Raw genomic sequence first — 16,553 nt, forward strand, 5'->3', positions numbered from 1 at the left:
TTCAAATTAATGTAGCAATTGTGACTTACTGCTTGGTCTCTATAATAGCAAAAGATTTAAAAATCAATCGCTCAACCTACGAAATTCTACAAATTTTATCCGCATCATTACTCGATAAAACATCTATAAATGAACTACTTATGAAATCAGATTACAATAATATCAATGAACATAATACTAACCAGCTGGTTTTTAACTTATTTTAAGTGGACACTAGTGTCAAATTATATATATTTACTTTCAAATAGAAATAAATCAAATTGGATTTTTTAGATAAAGCGTACAATTATAGTTTCGAAGGAATTACTAATGAAGTTTACCAGTTTAGGTTCATTAGCGTCGGGATACAGGAAATAACGAAAATTGTATCTATTTCTCCAATCAATAAAACGCTGAACTGGTACAGCATCGGCTTTGGAAATCTGGAAAATCACGGGAATACTGTTACTGTTAATGACCTTTCTTCAATTAACAATAATGATTATGATGAAGTTTTGGCTACTGTAATGATGTGTATCCTCCATTTTTTTGTTTCAAATCCCGATTATACTATTTTATTTTTTGGAAATACACTGCATAAACATCGTTTGTACAAACAAAAAATTTCTTCTAATATTGATTCGCTGATACAATATATGGAGATATCAGGAGGGAAAATTAAAGAAGAAATAAGAATCATTGAAAAGAAACAAACGATACTTCGAAAAGGAAAAGAACACGAAAGAATAATTCGGCAAAAAGACCTCACATCACTCAGCAAAGGTGTTAATTTAAAGAGTATTGAAAAATACAACAAAGACAAAACAGCTGATTATCAATTTGTTTTATTTAAGTTAAAAAGCGGACTGTAATTATACACCTAATAAAAAAACAGTATATTTGTAACGTTATGGGAGCAAAACAATTAAAGGATTTAGTAGAAAAAAAGATTGAAAAATCTACCAACTTTTGGGCAGGCCGTCCTAAAATGACCATTCAGGAGTTGGAAGCTGTAGAAAAATTTGCGAAGGAAAAGAGCAAACTTTTTCAAAATGCATTTGACTCTCCTGAAAAAATAGATCAAATAATAAAAATGCAAAATAGCGCATTCTAGCTAATATTTTTAAATTCAAAAATCAAAAACACCTCAATCGGGGTGTTTTTTTTATGCTTTAAATTTTACTTCATCATAACTTAACACATCCTTAAAATACGGGTGTTTTAATCATTTTTCAATAATGGTAATTGTGCAATCTTAAAAAGCAATTTTATAAAATCGTAAAAAACAGATCAATTATTTTTGAAATAAACAGATAATCAGATACTTAAAATTATTCCGTAGAATATTATCTGAAAACTTCAAAAAAAAATTAACTAAAAATACATTTTATGAAAAATTTCCAGGATGAAAAACAACGTGATCTGTCGCTAAACAAATCAGATGGAACCAATAAGTTCCTGACTACCGATCAGGGCGTTCGTATTAATGATGACAATAACTCGCTCAAAGCTGGTGATAGAGGTCCATCACTGCTAGAAGATTTTATATTAAGAGAAAAAATTACCCATTTTGACCATGAACGAATTCCTGAACGAATTGTACATGCACGTGGGTCAGGAGCACATGGCTTTTTCGAAGTGACCAATCCAATACCTGAATTAACCAAAGCCGGATTTTTGCAGGAAGCCGGATTAAAAACACCCGTTTTTGTACGCTTCTCAACAGTCGCTGGTTTTAGGGGATCTTCTGATCTTGCCAGAGATGTAAGAGGTTTTGCCGTGAAATTTTATACTCAGGAAGGCAATTACGATCTTGTAGGAAACAATATTCCAATATTTTTCATTCAGGATGCCTCAAAATTTCCGGATTTGGTTCATGCTGTAAAACCAGAACCCCATAATGAAATCCCTCAGGCCGCCTCTGCTCATGATACTTTTTGGGACTTTATTTCCTTAATGCCGGAGTCCATGCACATGATTATGTGGGCAATGTCAGACCGGGCTATTCCAAGAAGTTATCGCATGATGGAAGGATTTGGTGTACACACTTTCAGATTAATTAATGAAGCTGGTGAATCTTCTTTTGTAAAATTCCATTGGAAACCCAAATTGGGAACACATGCAGTAGTATGGGATGAAGCATTAAAAATTTCAGGCAACAATCCTGATTTTCACAGACAGGATTTATGGGAAGCCATTGAATCAGGAAATTTTCCTGAATGGGAATTAGGTATTCAGGTAATTCCACAGAATGACGAACACAAATACGAATTTGATTTACTTGATCCAACCAAAATTGTTCCCGAAGAGCTAGTCCCGGTAACCATCATTGGAAGAATGGTACTGAACAAAAATCCGGATAATTTCTTTGCCGAAACAGAACAAATTGCTTTTCACCCTGGTCATGTTGTACCCGGAATTGATTTTACAAACGATCCGCTGCTTCAGGGAAGATTATTTTCTTATACCGATACTCAGCTTTCGAGATTAGGAAGTCCAAATTTTCATGAAATTCCGATTAACAGAAGCGTAGCTCCGGTTCATAACCATCAACGCGACGGACACATGCGTCAGGAAATTAACAAAGGACGTGTAAGTTATCATCCTAATTCGCTTGGAGGCGGCTGTCCTTTTCAGGCAAAAATTAGCGAGGGCGGTTTTTCAAGTTTTAACGAACGTGTTGATGCTCATAAAGTAAGGGAAAGAAGTAAAAGTTTTGCCGATCATTTTGGACAGGCTAAATTATTTTTCAATAGCCAGACCCCAACAGAAAAAAGCCATATTGTAAAAGCGCTTCGTTTTGAATTGGGCAAAGTAGAAACCACCGCTATCAGAATCAGAATGCTGGGACTTTTATCTCAGGTAGACAAACAACTGGCAGAAAAAGTTGCAGAAGGACTTGGTGCTACAGTTCCTCCTGCACCAGAAAAACCAATAAATCATGGGGTTTCTCCTGAAAATGAAATGGGAAATCAGGAATCTAAAACTGTAAAGTCATCAGTAGATTCTTCTGATTCACTTTCAATGATTAAAAATCCAACAAATTCCCCAACAATTGCGACCAGAAAAGTAGCCATTATTGCTGCCGATGGTGTTTCTGAAGCTGCTGTAATGAATATTAAAAGTGCTCTTTTAAAACAAGATGCCAAAGGTTGTGTAATTGCTCCAAATTTAGGATCTGTTATTACGGACACAGGCGGTGCGATTGCTGTAGGTTTTAGTTTTCTGACTACCTCATCTGTACTTTTTGATGCAGTCTATATTCCGCATGGAGAAAGCCTAAATGTCCTTGCAGGAAACGATGATGTAATTGAATTCCTGACTGACGCTTACAAACATTGCAAAGTTATTGGTGCAGATGGCGAAGGAATAAATTTTCTGAGAGATATTCCTTTTTCGGCAAAATTAAATGATAATGATCCCGGAATTGTACTGACCACCGAACCTGCAACCGAAACCTTTGCTGAGGATTTTATCACAGCTATTGCAAATCATCGTATTTGGGAACGCGAAGAAAACCTATACAACTAACATTCAAAAAAACTAACAAAATGAAAAATTCAGTAAAATCTACTCAAAATAAAACTGCCGTTTCAAGAGATAGTAAAAATATTGTATCTCCATCAACAGATGCTGCTTCAGAATTAAGAACTTTTTTTATAGATAGTCTTAAAGATATCTACTGGGCAGAAAATGCTCTCATTGGTGCGTTGCCCAAAATGGCTTCAAATGCCACATCTCCTGCCCTTACTGTTGCTATTTTGGAACATCTTGCAGTTACTGAAAATCAAGTAATCAGACTTAATAAAGTTTTTGAATTGCTTGGAGAAAAAGCCGAAGGAAAGAAATGCGAAGCCATGGCCGGATTACTAAAAGAGGGCGACAGCATTCTTCAGGAAACTCTTCCGGGCGCAGTCAGGGATGCCGGCATAATTGCAGCATCGCAAAAAATCGAACATTATGAAATTGCATCTTATGGTACTTTATGTGCCTTTGCTAAAGCACTGGGCGAAAACGATACTGTAAAATTACTGACAAAAACTCTGGCAGAAGAAAAAGAGGCCGATTGTTTACTTAATGATATAGCATTAAATGCCGTCAATCTAGTAGCTGCTGAATAGCCTCCTGCTAGTTATTTTTTCATCATATTTTAAAAACATCTGTACACTGTGCAGATGTTTTTTTTGTGTTATCTTGCTGCAAACAGATGTCATGCTGAGCGAAGTAGAAGGCTTCTGAAACCGAGAGGACTTCGACTCCGTTCAGACTGACACTTTTTAAATTTCACTCAACGACTGTTTTTAATTATTCGTTATGCATAAAAAAGCCTTAGAACCGCTTGTAGACAATTCTACTAAAATACTAATTCTAGGAACCATGCCTGGCGATCAGTCAATAGCCCAGCAGCAATATTATGCCAATAAAGGCAATCGTTTCTGGAAAATTATGTTTACCATTTTTGGAGAAGATTTCAGTTCTTCTTATGAGGATCGAAAAGCGCTATTGAAAAAACACAAAATCGGGTTATGGCATGTTCTGGCATCGTGTGTAAGGGAAGGAAGCAGTGATTCTAAAATTAAAAATGAAGTGCCAAATGACTTTAACCACTTTCATCACCACTTCCCTAATATCAAACATGTTTTTTTTGAAAGTAAATCTGCATCCCAATTTTACAAAAAACATCTTCAGCAGCAAAGCGGTATTTGCTATCATGTGTTACCATCAACAAGTGGTCTGAATGCGGGAACTTCACTCAGTCAAAAAATTGAAATGTGGCAAGTTTTAGCTGAAATCGCTCATGTTTTAATTTAATCGCCCGAGTCAATTATATAAACAAATCACGATATCCTGTAATTTTTCGGTTATAGTGTTCATTAATTTTAAATAAGCTAACTAATTGATATTTTAACACATAAAGATATCATGTATCGCTATTTAAATTTTAATCAACATTTTTATGGAAGAATTTGTAAACGATATTACACATCAGATTGAAGGCTACTACTATAATTTTGTTGACCGAAAGCAATATTTGCCGTTTTGGAGATTCTAATTTTCTTTTTCATTGCATCAAAACTTCACGGATTTACTTTACAGAATACAATTCAAATCAATATACAGTATTGGGTTGAAACCAGTTTATCTGTAAACGATGAAATCATCTTTGAGAAATGATTATGAAAGTTGCAGATACACTTCAGAAAACGGGTTCAATACCAAATGACAAATCAGTGCTTCGTAAAAAACACACTTTAAATTAAAAATATTATGGACAAATCAGATATTACCTTAAAAAGCTCCAGTATTACTTCGGGAAAAAATGTTTCTTTCTGGGTTGACACTACCCCTATCCTCTCATTTGACACACCAAGTCATGACATCCAGACCGAAGTACTCATTATAGGCGGTGGAATTGCAGGTCTCACTACAGCCTATAAATTACTGAAAGCTGGTAAAAAAGTAACATTAGCCGAAGATGGATTTATAGGCAGCGGCGAAACCGGAAGAACAACAGCACATCTAACCTGCGCACTCGATGACCGCTACTATTTTATTGAAAAAACTTTTGGAGAAAATGCTGCAAAACTAGCAGCAGAAAGTCATGAAGCTGCCATCGATGAGATAGAAAAAATTGTTACTGATTTAAATATAGATTGTTCTTTTAAAAGAGTAAACGGCTATTTGTTCCTGCATCCAACCGATAAAGAAGAGCGTCTTGACAAGGAATTTCAGGTTACGCAAAAAGCGGGATTACAGACCTTTTTGCTAAAAGGTGTTCCGGCATTGGTAAATTGTGAGAAAGAAAGATGTCTGGTATTTAGCAATCAGGCGCAGTTTCATGTTCTGCATTATCTTAAAGGACTAGCTGAAGCTATTATTTCGCTTGGCGGAATCATTTATACCGAAGCACATGCAGAAGATATTACAAAAGAAGGTGCTAAAGTCAATGGTTACACCTTTTCGGCAGATCATATTGTCGTGGCAACCAATACCCCAATCAATGATACTGTAACCATACACACCAAACAACACGCCTACAGAACGTATGTTATTGGGGGAAAGATTCCAAAAGGACAGCTCCCGTATTCTCTTTGGTGGGATACCGGAGATCAGGAGTCAAAGTGGGTTTCACAACCTTATCACTATGTTCGTTTAGAAAGCTATGACGACAATTATGATTTACTGATTTCAGGAGGTGAAGATCATAAAACCGGACAGGCCGATGAAGAAGGTATTCCCGAAACAGAGCGATACGAGAGACTTGAAGCCTGGACACGAAATTATTTTCCTCTTCTGGAAGACATTTCATACCGGTGGTCAGGACAGGTAATGGAACCAGTTGATTCATTAGGTTTTATGGGAAAAAATCCGGGGGATGATAATATTTACATCATTACAGGAGATTCCGGAAACGGAATGACACATACTACAATCGGCGCCATGATTATTTGTGATACGATCATGGGCATAAAAAATAAATGGCAAAATTTGTACAATCCGTCCAGAATTACCTTAAAAACAGCAGGCAATTTTGTTAAAGAAGCAGGTAATATGGCTTCACAATATCTGGACTGGATTAGCCGATCTGATTTACAAAATACAGCTGATTTATCAGAGGGTGAAGGTGGTGTGATTTCGTTGGGGCTCCGGAAAATTGCAGTATATCGTGATTATGACAAATCATTAAAGGCGTTCTCTGCAGTCTGCCCGCATCTTGGCTGCATTGTACAATGGAATAATGATGAAAAATCCTTTGACTGTCCCTGCCACGGTTCACGATTTGCAACGGATGGCTCTGTGCTTAATGGTCCGGCAGAAAGTAATTTAAATCGAATTGACCTTAAATAATCAATAACTGTAAATTATGTAACTCCTAAGTTTTAAATTATAAGAAATCTTTACTGTGTGATTCTATTTTTGCTATCAATCGCAAAAAATTACACCGTATATCACAGAACTACTTTAAAATTTAGAACATCATGACAGAACATTTTAAAAAAACACTTCCCGTAACCGGAATTACATTTAGTGCCTTTGATTTACTGCATGCAGGTCATGTGAGAATGCTTGAAGAAGCAAAATTACACTGTGATTATTTAATTGTAGGCTTACAGACTGATCCTACCTTAGACAGACCCGAAAAAAACAGTCCAACTCAGTCTGTTGTAGAAAGATATATTCAGCTAAAAGGTTGTAAATTTGTAGATGAAATTATTCCATATTCTACAGAGCAGGATCTTCAGGATATTCTTCAGACGCTTCCTGTTGATGTGCGCATTCTTGGAGAAGAATACAGAGATAAAGATTTTACGGGTCGTGATTATTGCGAAAAAATGGGTATCAGACTAGTTTTCAATAAGCGCAATCACCGTTTTTCCAGCAGTGGACTCCGAAGAGAAGTATATGAGTGTGAATGCTTAAAATTAGTGTAACATGATACATCCTGATACCGAAATCCGTTTTATAAGCGCTGAAATAGGATACGGCGTTGTAGCAACAAAACTTATCCCAAGAGGCACTATTACCTGGGTTCAGGACGATCTGGATCAAATTTTTACGCCTACACAGGCAGCAAATGTGAATCCTGCCATAAAAAAATTCCTTGACACTTATTCTTTTGTAAACAAAAACGGTGAAATGGTATTGTGCTGGGATAATGCAAAATTTGTAAACCATAGTTTCAAACCAAGCTGTTTTAGCACTCCGTATGATTTTGAAATTGCCATCAGAGATATTTATCCAGGAGAAGAACTCACAGACGACTATGGGTATCTCAATGTTGAAAAACCTTTTCAAGCCATCGACGAAGGTACTACCAGAAAAGCCGTTTATCCTGATGATATATTAACTTTTTACAAAGAATGGGATGCCTTAATTCTAGAAAACGCACCAAAAGTATTAGAAACAGAACAGCCTTTGCTGCAATTAATTCCTAAAAATAACTGGAAAGAATTTGTAAATGGTATTCACAACCCTAATCAAATGAAATCGATATTGGAATGTCATTACCATCATAATGTAAAGGTAAAAAATGCTTCTTAGTATCTACTACTAAAACACTATTGTATGCCTTCAGATATCGTTATAAAATGCAGTAAAGCAATAGCTTCAAAAGGATGGAATATTGCTTTTGCTGAAAGTGCCACTGCCGGAAGAATGAGTGCTGAATTTGCGCTGACAGAAAATTCAGGTTCCATTTTGCGCGGAGGAATAGTTTGCTATGAAGTATTTGTAAAGGAGCAGATTTTAAATGTTCCTCACACTGTCATAGAGAAATATACCCCGGAATCTGCTGAAGTAACAGAAATTCTCGCAAAGCAATCATCCAACATATTCAATTCAAAAATTACTGTGGCAATTACAGGGCTGACAACACCCGGAGGCAGTGAAACCAAAGAAAAGCCAGTAGGAACTATTTTTTTTTATATCATAACACCTTCCTCGAAGATTATTCATCGCGAAGTTTTTTCAGGAAATCAGGAAGAAATTACCTTAAAAGCTATTAATAAAACGGCTGAACTAATTCTTAGCAGCATAGATTCTTAATAAAATTGTCATCCTTAGCGGAGGTCGAAGACTTATTATTCCAAAAGGGCTCCGACCTCCGCTCAGCCTGACATTATTTTAAAACTGTCTGGGTTTGTTAACCGGATCGGTTTCTTCAAGATCCTTGTCAATATCATATTCTACATCCAGCTCGTCTTTTTCAAACCTGTCTGTTGCATAATCATTTATATCACGGTCATTTTCATCATAATCTTCATTGAGATCATCGTCTATATCATTCGGATCTGTTTCTTCATCCAATTCTTCTAAATTTTCATCCGAATAATCCTTTTTTCTTTCCAGAGCATTTGAAAATTCATTACCTAAGTCATCCTGATCTTCATTATTCACAATATCGTTGTCCTGATTTACAATTTGTTCCTCATCATGATCTTTTTGATATTGATCAACGTAGCTTTCGTCAGATTTACGGTCGTCTTCCGGATGATGAAAATTACGAACATCTCTGCCGTAATTTCCGTTATTTTGTGTTGTCATATCTCCTGTTTTTTAAGTTTATTAAATCAAAATTATGAGAAAACAGTATGCTTTTTTTACACAAAAAACCAAACTAATTACATAATTATCAGAGAATTAAAACATAAAAAAAACATTAATTAAATTTAAACTAATGCATCTGGCAATGTATTATTGACTTTAAAATTTAAAGTAAATCTCTCAGCATGTTTTTAAGAACACTAAAGTCATTAGGTTTGATACAGTAATCAAATGCACCCAAATTCTGAAATTTACTTTTGACGTCTGGAGGAATAGATGTTGAAAAAATAATGACAGGTATGTCTTTTATAGATTCTTTCTTTTTGATTTCGTATAACAATTCCATGCCATTCATTACAGGCATATTGATGTCCAGGAAAATTAGATCTGGCCGGATTTCGTTGCCTGCCAGCTGTTGTAAAGCATGAACCGGATTATGAATAGCCACATAACCTGCTTTAGAAACCTGCCTGAGTGCATCCAGAAAGAAACTGCAATCATCGCAATCGTCATCAATTTGTAAAATATTTTTATACTTCATAATTGTTTTCTTGAAAAGTTATTTTCTTATGCAGTTTAGATCTCACCTTTAAAATGAGATTAGCAAAAACAATCCCGAAGTCAGTAAAGTATTTTTTTTCTCATATAATTTAATGATTTAATTTTGTAAAATAAAAATACAAATGTTTTTTGATTATCAATTAACTAATTGATTTACATAAAAATACATTCATAAAAAATGTCGATTTTACATAATTTCAATATATTATTATATAATTCACATGCCAAAAGCCTGTGACGTTGATACAACCATCACAGGCTTACTTACGAACCTGAGCATGCAAAAAAATTAGAATCAAATTGACTCTAAATAAGTTTTAAAATTCATAACATCGTCTTTTACCAATTTCGCAAAATACGGATTAAGTAATTTTGCAGCGCCTTCTCCCGCAACACCAAGAGGAGCATGATATGAAATCGTTATATCAATTTCTGTTGCGTTTCCTTTTGGTTTAAACGTAACTTTTCCCGCATTTTTTACAGCTGAATCCGGCAAGGAATTCCAACTGATTATTTTTTCTTTTTCATCTTTTACTATTTCTGCCTTCCATGAAATTTTCCCTATGCCTGCAGGACCTTTTACTGTCCATTTAGAAGTGGTATAGTTAATAGGCTTAACCGAATCTAAATGTTTCATAAATTTCGGGAAATTTTCAAAATCCCTCCAAAAAGCATACACAGCTGCAATGGGTTTATTGACAGTACTGTTGATTCTGATATTTATGTTTGAAGCCTTGCCGTTTTTCAGATGGTCAACAGCATCATATACTGGGCAATAACCTGAAAGACCTCTTAAAAGCATTGTGCCACCAGTACCGATTTTCCCTACATTCTTTTTTTCTTCAGACAAGCCTTTGTACAGCAGATAGCTTCCGCTGGTTAACATCACTATTCTTTCGAAAGCCGATACATTAGTTTTCATTCTTATATTTTTGAGTTTTTGTGCCAGTGCAGTTCTATTCGTTTCCATAATTATTTATTTTAATTCACTTTATTCCAATAGATTAAAGTTAAAAAATCAGAATAAATTTTATTTATATTATTTCTGCTATTGCTTACACAATTTACCGGATATAAAAAAAGTGTTCCCATGAATCCAGTTTATGCAAAAATATCAGCACGAAAAAAACACAATCTGCAAACCTGGGAAACACATTTTTATCATTCGTAGGTTTCAGAATTTTCCAGCTTAGTTTCCGGTTTGGAATCTGAAGAATCTTTGTATTTTTTATAAAGTCCGATTGCTACCAGCGTAATAAACAATTTTCCGACTAATGAGGCGGCTTGCTTTTTCCCTGCCAGTTTAAGTCCCGAAGATAAAGCTAATGTCCCCAGGCCGGCACATAGCAAGTGGTTTGCAGATATTCCACTAATTTTGTTTTCTATGGTTTCTTTTATGTTTTCGAAATTTTCCTGATTGATTAATTTTTCCATGATACTTTGTTTTAAAAGTTAACTGATTTCAAAATTATTCGTCTCATAAATGATGATTTTACAGAATTAAAAATCCGAATTACATAATTATCAGTATTTTAAAGATTTTAAACATTATTCTGATCTCTTTTTGAAAATGACTAAATTTACTTGTCTTAAAGTATCTCTATGAAACCGCATAATCTTTTTGAATCCAATTATAAAAAACTGGGCTTTTTGCCACTTCATCAGGAAGCTGTCGAAGAAGTCAACGGCGAATATTACAAACCTTATATCAAAGTACTTTTTCTGCCTGAGGAATACTCGGTTACAATTGATTTCAAAAAGTATCAGACCAACAGTCCTTCCCTTTTTTTTATAAATAGTAACCAGTATTTACAAATTGAAAGAAAAGGAAAAAAAGACGGGTATTTTATGTATTACAATCGTGATTTTTATTGTGTTCAGATTCATGATGCCGAAGTTGCCTGCGATGGATTGCTGTTTAATAATATTTTTGAAATGCCAATGACAATTCTGCCTGAAAAGGAAATTTCGTTTATAGGCGCCATTTATCAGCAGATTCAGGGAGAATTTGAAGCTCCCGACTCTTCGCAGGAAGAAATGATCAGGACATATCTGAAACAGCTGATTATAAAAGCTACCAGAATCTGGAAAATACAGCAATTGGGTGTTTTAAACGAGGAACCTTCAAAAGAAATGGATTTTTTCAGAGACTTCAGCCGCCTGGTCGAAATTCATTTCAGAACCAAACATACTGTAGCCGATTATGCGGATATCCTGGGACTGGCACCGAAAACACTTTCGAATAAATTCAACCGTATGGGACTCGCACAACCCAACGATATTATTAAAGACCGGATAATTCTGGAGGCAAAAAGGCTTTTAGGTTATTCTAATTTAAGTGTAAAAGAAATCGCCTACCAACTGGGTTATGAAGATCCTGCCTATTTTAACCGTCTTTTTACCAATAAAGTGGGCGACACTCCTTCTAATTTCAAGAAAAAATACCTTCAAGGGAAAAATGTACAATTAGAATAGACTTTTATCTATTTTTATCGCTTTAGTACCACCATATCTTTGTCTCATCAAATTATAAATGATAAAACATAAAGATATGAAACGTAAAGCACAAGCCGTTTGGAACGGTGACATCAAAACAGGAAACGGAACACTTACTACAGACAGTACCGTATTAAACAAAACACAATATTCTTTCAACAGCCGTTTTGCTGAAGGGATTGGTACCAATCCAGAAGAATTACTGGCAGCAGCACACGCCGGCTGTTTCACCATGAAGTTGAGCTTAGATTTAACCACCGCAGGATTCACACCTGAAGAATTGACTACACAATCTACCATTACTTTAAGCGATGGGAAAATTACACAATCGCTTTTAGTTTTAAACGCTAAAGTTCCGGGAATCACAGAAGAAGCCTTTTTAAAAATTGCTAAAGGTGCAGAAGAAACTTGTCCGGTTAGTCAGGCATTTTCTTTCGAAATCGTGCTACAGGCAAACCTTATTAATTAATTATCAGAATTTTACATTAAAAAATAATATCATGAAAACAATAAAATCAATACAAAGAAGTATATTTATAGTTACATTATTAACTCTAAATACAGTAATTATGGCACAGGAAAGACCTTTTAAAGGACAAAATGATCCCGAAATATTTACAGAAGTCCGTAGTTTTTTAAACGCATTAAACTCAGGTGACGGAAAACCATTGGAACAATTATCTGTTGCTGACGCCAGAAATGTTTTAGTTGGCGCACAAAAATCTGTCGAAGTTGATTATTCAGGTATCGAAGAATCTGAAAAAGTGATTTCACAAAACGGTTTAAAAGTAAAAATTCATATAACTAAACCTAAAGGAGCCAAAGCAAATGCTCCGGTTTTTATCTTCATCCACGGAGGTGGATGGGTTTTGGGAGATTATCCAACCCACAGAAGACTGGTAAGAGATTTGGTTGTTGAAAGCGGTGCTGTAGCGGTTTTTCCGGACTATACACCTTCACCTGAAGCTAAATATCCGGTAGCAATCAACGAGATTTATGCGGCAACACAATGGGTAGCCGAAAACGGAAAAGAAATTGGTGTCGATGGTAAAAACCTGGCTGTTGTTGGAAACAGTGTGGGCGGAAATATGACTGCAGCTATTACTCTGATGGCAAAAGATAAAAAAGGGCCTCACATTAAACTGCAAGTTCTTCTATGGCCTGTAACCGATGCTAATTTTGAAACGGAATCATATAATTTATATGCCAACGGGCGTTTCCTTACTAAAAATATGATGAAATGGTTTTGGGATAATTACCTTCCTGACGCTTCAAAAAGATTAGAAAAATATGCTGCTCCGTTACAGGCAAGTTTAACAGAATTAAAAGACCTTCCTCCTGCATTGGTTCAGACTGCTGAAAATGATGTTTTGAGAGATGAAGGCGAAGCTTATGCGAGAAAATTAAATGAAGCCGGAGTTCCTGTAACCTTAACAAGATACAACGGTCTGATACATGATTACGGACTTTTAAATCCGATTGCACATGTTCCGGCGATTCAAATTGCTGTTCAGCAGGCTGCTGTGGTTATTAAATCAACGTTGAAATAACTTCAAAATAAATAAAAAACTAAGCTTCAGAGAAATCTGGAGCTTTTTGTTTTGGAGTCATAATCTGAAATGTTCTGAATTGAAATAAACCCTATCTTAGCTATGAAAATACAGTTGATTTAAATAATTCTCCCCTAAGAGAAACCTGAAACCAAAAGCCGCATGAACAAAAAAATACTCATTTTAATTGGATTCGTCTTTTTAAAATTTATTCTGCAATATGTATTACTGAGCCCGGAATATGATTTGCAGCGTGATGAATACCTGCATCTTGATCAGGCACATCATTTGGCATGGGGTTATCTATCGGTTCCACCTCTTACCTCCTGGGTTTCTTATCTTATTTTTTTACTTGGCAATTCTGTTTTTTGGATTAAATTTTTCCCTGCTTTATTTGGTGCTTTAACATTGCTAATTGTCTGGAAAACAATTGAATTGCTCAAAGGAAATTTATATGCTTTAATTTTGGGTGCAACCTGTATAGTTTTTTCATCTTTATTGAGAATCAATATGCTGTATCAGCCCAATTCGTTTGATGTGTTAAGCTGGACCGCTTTTTACTACATTGTTATTCAGTATGTAAAAACAAAAAATCCCAAATGGTTTTATATTGGTTTCATTGTATTTGCACTAGGGTTTTTAAACAAATACAATATTGTTTTTCTTCTTATTGGTCTGCTGCCTGCCCTTTTATTATCAGGTGAAAGAAAAATGCTGGCTAATAAACAACTTTATTTTGCCATGCTTTTAGGCTTACTATTGATTTTACCTAATTTATTGTGGCAATACAATAATCAATTTCCGATTGTGCACCATATGAAAGAACTGGCCGAAACACAACTTGTTAATGTTGACCGGATCGGATTCTTAAAAGAGCAATTACTATTTTTTATTGGATCATTTCTAGTTATACTTTCGTCTTTGTATGCTCTACTTTTTTACCAGCCATTTTCGAAATACAAATTCTTTTTCAGTTCGATAATTTTTACGCTGATCGTTTTTATTTATTTCAAAGCCAAAGCGTATTATGCGATTGGTTTATATCCTATTTATATTGCTTTTGGATCTGTTTTTCTGGCAGATTTGCTGAAGACAGGCTGGAAAAAATATATACAGCCGGTTTTTATTTTGATTCCGCTATTGTTTTTTATTCCGATGTACAACTTAGCTTTTCCAAACAAAAGCCCAGAATACATTGTACAGCATCCCGAGAAATATAAAAAGTTAGGAATGCTGCGTTGGGAAGACGGGAAAGACCATGATTTGCCTCAGGATTTTGCCGATATGCTTGGCTGGAAAGAGTTAACCCGAAAAACGGATTCGGTTTATGCCTTGTTTCCAAAATCAGAAAATACACTGGTGCTTTGTGACAATTACGGACAGGCAGGAGCTATAAATTATTACACTAAAAAAGGAATCAAAGCCGTTTCTTTTAATGCTGATTATGTTAATTGGTTTAATCTGAATGTGTATTACAAAAACCTCATCAGGGTGAAAGAATTTGAAGAAAATAGTACTGAATTTGCAGAAACAAGTCCATTTTTTCAGGCGGGTCAAATTACAGGCGAAATAACAAATAAATATGCAAGGGAATACAAAACCACCATTTTTGTTTTTAAAAATGCCAAAATAAATATCAATAAAAAACTCGAGCAGGAAATTAACGAAGAAAAAAATTACGCCCAATAAACTAACAAGGAATATAAATATTAAAAGTAGCTCCTTTCAACGGTTCTCCAACAGCATTTATGGAGCCATTATGGTTTTCCATAATTTTTTTTACAATTGCCAGACCTATTCCGGTTCCTTCGTATAAATCGCGTCCGTGCAGTTTCTGAAAAACGCCAAATATTTTTTCATGATGTTGTTGTTCAAATCCAATTCCATTATCTTCAAAACTAATATGACAATAATTGGTTTCTGCGGAAAGTTCAGGATTTCCTGTATCAGAACCGCTTATTAAACGGCTTTTTATAGTAATCTGCAACGGAACATTTTCCTGGGCAAATTTAATCGCATTATGAATCAGGTTTTCCATTAACTGAACAAACTGAAACGGAATTACCTTTACCGTATCATGAAAATCAGTTGTAATGACTGTGTTTTTTTCCAGTAAATTTTCGCAAAGGGCTTCTTTTACATCTGTAATAATATCATTCAGATCAACCTTTTCAAACCTTTTATCTACAAGAGTTGCACGGGAGAAAGCGAGAAGGCTATTGATTAGTTCGCGCATTCTGTTAGTGGCATACAGAATTCTGTTAAATTTGGTTTTTCCTTCTTCCGACAAATTCTGATATTCATTGGCCAAAATCAGATTGGCAAAAGTCTGCACTTTTCTCAATGGTTCCTGAAGATCATGACTTGATATATAGGTAAAAGCATCAAGTTCCATGTTTTTCTTTTTAAGTTCTTCGGCATGTTTTTCGATAGCAGCATATTGAGAAGCAAGTTCAGCATTGGTCTTTAAAATTATTTCATTCAATGCAGTCGCTTCTTCCTCTTTAATTCGCAATTCCTGATTTTTTCTGAATAATTCGGTAAAAACCATCACTTTTGCCTGTAATATTTCCGGCGAAAGCGGTTTTATCATATAATCTACAGCACCAGACTGATACCCTTTAAATATATATTCTTTCGAATTCATATTTGCAGTCAGAAAAATAATTGGAACATGTTTGAGTTTATCACTCTGGCGGATTAATTCGGCTGTTTCAAAACCATCCATCAACGGCATTTGTACATCCATCAGGATAATGGCAAAGTCCTGGTTTTTCAGAAGAATCCGCAAGGCATCTTTTCCGGATGCAGCTTCTACAAACTGATAACCTCGGTCAGCCAAAATGACTTGTAAAGAAAGTAGGTTTTCTTTTTTGTCATCTACTATTAAGATTTTTATTGCGTTATCTTCCATGCTGTTTT

General features: G+C 35.1%; 18 protein-coding genes and 1 pseudogene. 14 read left to right on the top strand and 5 right to left on the bottom strand.

Features of this window, described 5'->3' with window-relative positions:
* The 10 genes and pseudogenes from AAEO57_RS06445 to AAEO57_RS06490 all read left to right on the top strand — a co-directional run.
* Positions 1-206: pseudogene (locus AAEO57_RS06445) on the top strand (hypothetical protein); the annotation flags it as partial.
* A gap of 54 nt (positions 207-260) precedes the next feature.
* A complete protein-coding gene (locus tag AAEO57_RS06450; RefSeq protein ID WP_341690736.1) occupies positions 261-851 on the top strand; it encodes a DUF6934 family protein in 591 nt (196 codons plus the stop codon).
* A gap of 38 nt (positions 852-889) precedes the next feature.
* Entirely contained in the window at positions 890-1,093 is a 204-nt protein-coding gene (locus tag AAEO57_RS06455; protein ID WP_341690738.1) for a hypothetical protein, read from the top strand.
* A gap of 275 nt (positions 1,094-1,368) precedes the next feature.
* Positions 1,369-3,510 (top strand): catalase, encoded by a 2,142-nt coding sequence (locus AAEO57_RS06460; RefSeq protein WP_341690740.1) that lies wholly within the window; start codon positions 1,369-1,371, stop codon positions 3,508-3,510.
* Between the two features lie 20 nt (positions 3,511-3,530).
* Positions 3,531-4,100 carry a YciE/YciF ferroxidase family protein gene (locus AAEO57_RS06465; protein WP_341690742.1) on the top strand — a complete coding sequence of 190 codons (570 nt, stop codon included), beginning with the start codon at positions 3,531-3,533 and terminating at the stop codon, positions 4,098-4,100.
* Between the two features lie 193 nt (positions 4,101-4,293).
* Positions 4,294-4,791, top strand: coding sequence for a DNA-deoxyinosine glycosylase (locus AAEO57_RS06470; RefSeq protein ID WP_341690744.1), 498 nt, complete (start codon positions 4,294-4,296; stop codon positions 4,789-4,791).
* Between the two features lie 456 nt (positions 4,792-5,247).
* Positions 5,248-6,828, top strand: a complete 1,581-nt coding sequence (locus tag AAEO57_RS06475; RefSeq protein WP_341690746.1) for an FAD-dependent oxidoreductase — start codon at positions 5,248-5,250, stop codon at positions 6,826-6,828.
* A gap of 131 nt (positions 6,829-6,959) precedes the next feature.
* Positions 6,960-7,412: an adenylyltransferase/cytidyltransferase family protein gene (locus tag AAEO57_RS06480; RefSeq protein WP_341690748.1), complete on the top strand. Its 453-nt coding sequence runs from the start codon at positions 6,960-6,962 to the stop codon at positions 7,410-7,412.
* 1 nt (position 7,413) lies between these two features.
* Positions 7,414-8,022, top strand: coding sequence for an SET domain-containing protein (locus AAEO57_RS06485; RefSeq protein WP_341690750.1), 609 nt, complete (start codon positions 7,414-7,416; stop codon positions 8,020-8,022).
* A 24-nt stretch (positions 8,023-8,046) separates the two neighbouring features.
* Positions 8,047-8,526, top strand: a complete 480-nt coding sequence (locus AAEO57_RS06490) for a CinA family protein (protein ID WP_341690752.1) — start codon at positions 8,047-8,049, stop codon at positions 8,524-8,526.
* A gap of 78 nt (positions 8,527-8,604) precedes the next feature.
* On the opposite strand, the gene AAEO57_RS06495 is transcribed toward AAEO57_RS06490, so the two are convergent.
* The 4 genes from AAEO57_RS06495 to AAEO57_RS06510 all read right to left on the bottom strand — a co-directional run bounded on the left by AAEO57_RS06495 (position 8,605) and on the right by AAEO57_RS06510 (position 11,019).
* Positions 8,605-9,024 (bottom strand): hypothetical protein, encoded by a 420-nt coding sequence (locus AAEO57_RS06495; protein ID WP_341690754.1) that lies wholly within the window; start codon positions 9,022-9,024, stop codon positions 8,605-8,607.
* Between the two features lie 166 nt (positions 9,025-9,190).
* On the bottom strand, positions 9,191-9,565 hold the full coding sequence (locus AAEO57_RS06500) for a response regulator (RefSeq protein ID WP_341690756.1): 375 nt from the start codon (positions 9,563-9,565) through the stop codon (positions 9,191-9,193).
* A 315-nt stretch (positions 9,566-9,880) separates the two neighbouring features.
* A complete protein-coding gene (locus tag AAEO57_RS06505; RefSeq protein ID WP_341690759.1) occupies positions 9,881-10,555 on the bottom strand; it encodes an SRPBCC family protein in 675 nt (224 codons plus the stop codon).
* A gap of 191 nt (positions 10,556-10,746) precedes the next feature.
* Entirely contained in the window at positions 10,747-11,019 is a 273-nt protein-coding gene (locus AAEO57_RS06510; protein ID WP_341690761.1) for a hypothetical protein, read from the bottom strand.
* A gap of 168 nt (positions 11,020-11,187) precedes the next feature.
* Here AAEO57_RS06510 and AAEO57_RS06515 point away from each other — a divergent pair, with 168 nt between their 5' ends.
* From AAEO57_RS06515 to AAEO57_RS06530, 4 genes are all read left to right on the top strand, one after another.
* On the top strand, positions 11,188-12,060 hold the full coding sequence (locus tag AAEO57_RS06515; protein WP_341690763.1) for a helix-turn-helix domain-containing protein: 873 nt from the start codon (positions 11,188-11,190) through the stop codon (positions 12,058-12,060).
* Between the two features lie 76 nt (positions 12,061-12,136).
* Complete coding sequence (locus AAEO57_RS06520; RefSeq protein WP_341690765.1) at positions 12,137-12,550, top strand: OsmC family protein; 414 nt, start codon at positions 12,137-12,139, stop codon at positions 12,548-12,550.
* A 31-nt stretch (positions 12,551-12,581) separates the two neighbouring features.
* Positions 12,582-13,631 carry an alpha/beta hydrolase gene (locus AAEO57_RS06525; protein ID WP_341690766.1) on the top strand — a complete coding sequence of 350 codons (1,050 nt, stop codon included), beginning with the start codon at positions 12,582-12,584 and terminating at the stop codon, positions 13,629-13,631.
* Between the two features lie 162 nt (positions 13,632-13,793).
* A complete protein-coding gene (locus AAEO57_RS06530; RefSeq protein WP_341690768.1) occupies positions 13,794-15,320 on the top strand; it encodes an ArnT family glycosyltransferase in 1,527 nt (508 codons plus the stop codon).
* Position 15,321: 1 nt separating this feature from the next.
* Here AAEO57_RS06530 and AAEO57_RS06535 read toward each other — a convergent pair whose 3' ends face one another.
* A complete protein-coding gene (locus AAEO57_RS06535; RefSeq protein WP_341690770.1) occupies positions 15,322-16,545 on the bottom strand; it encodes a sensor histidine kinase in 1,224 nt (407 codons plus the stop codon).
* Between the last annotated feature and the right edge of the window lie 8 nt (positions 16,546-16,553).

Origin of the sequence: Flavobacterium calami, from assembly GCF_038290035.1 — a bacterium.
In the GTDB taxonomy this organism is placed as follows: Bacteria; Bacteroidota; Bacteroidia; order Flavobacteriales; family Flavobacteriaceae; genus Flavobacterium; species Flavobacterium calami.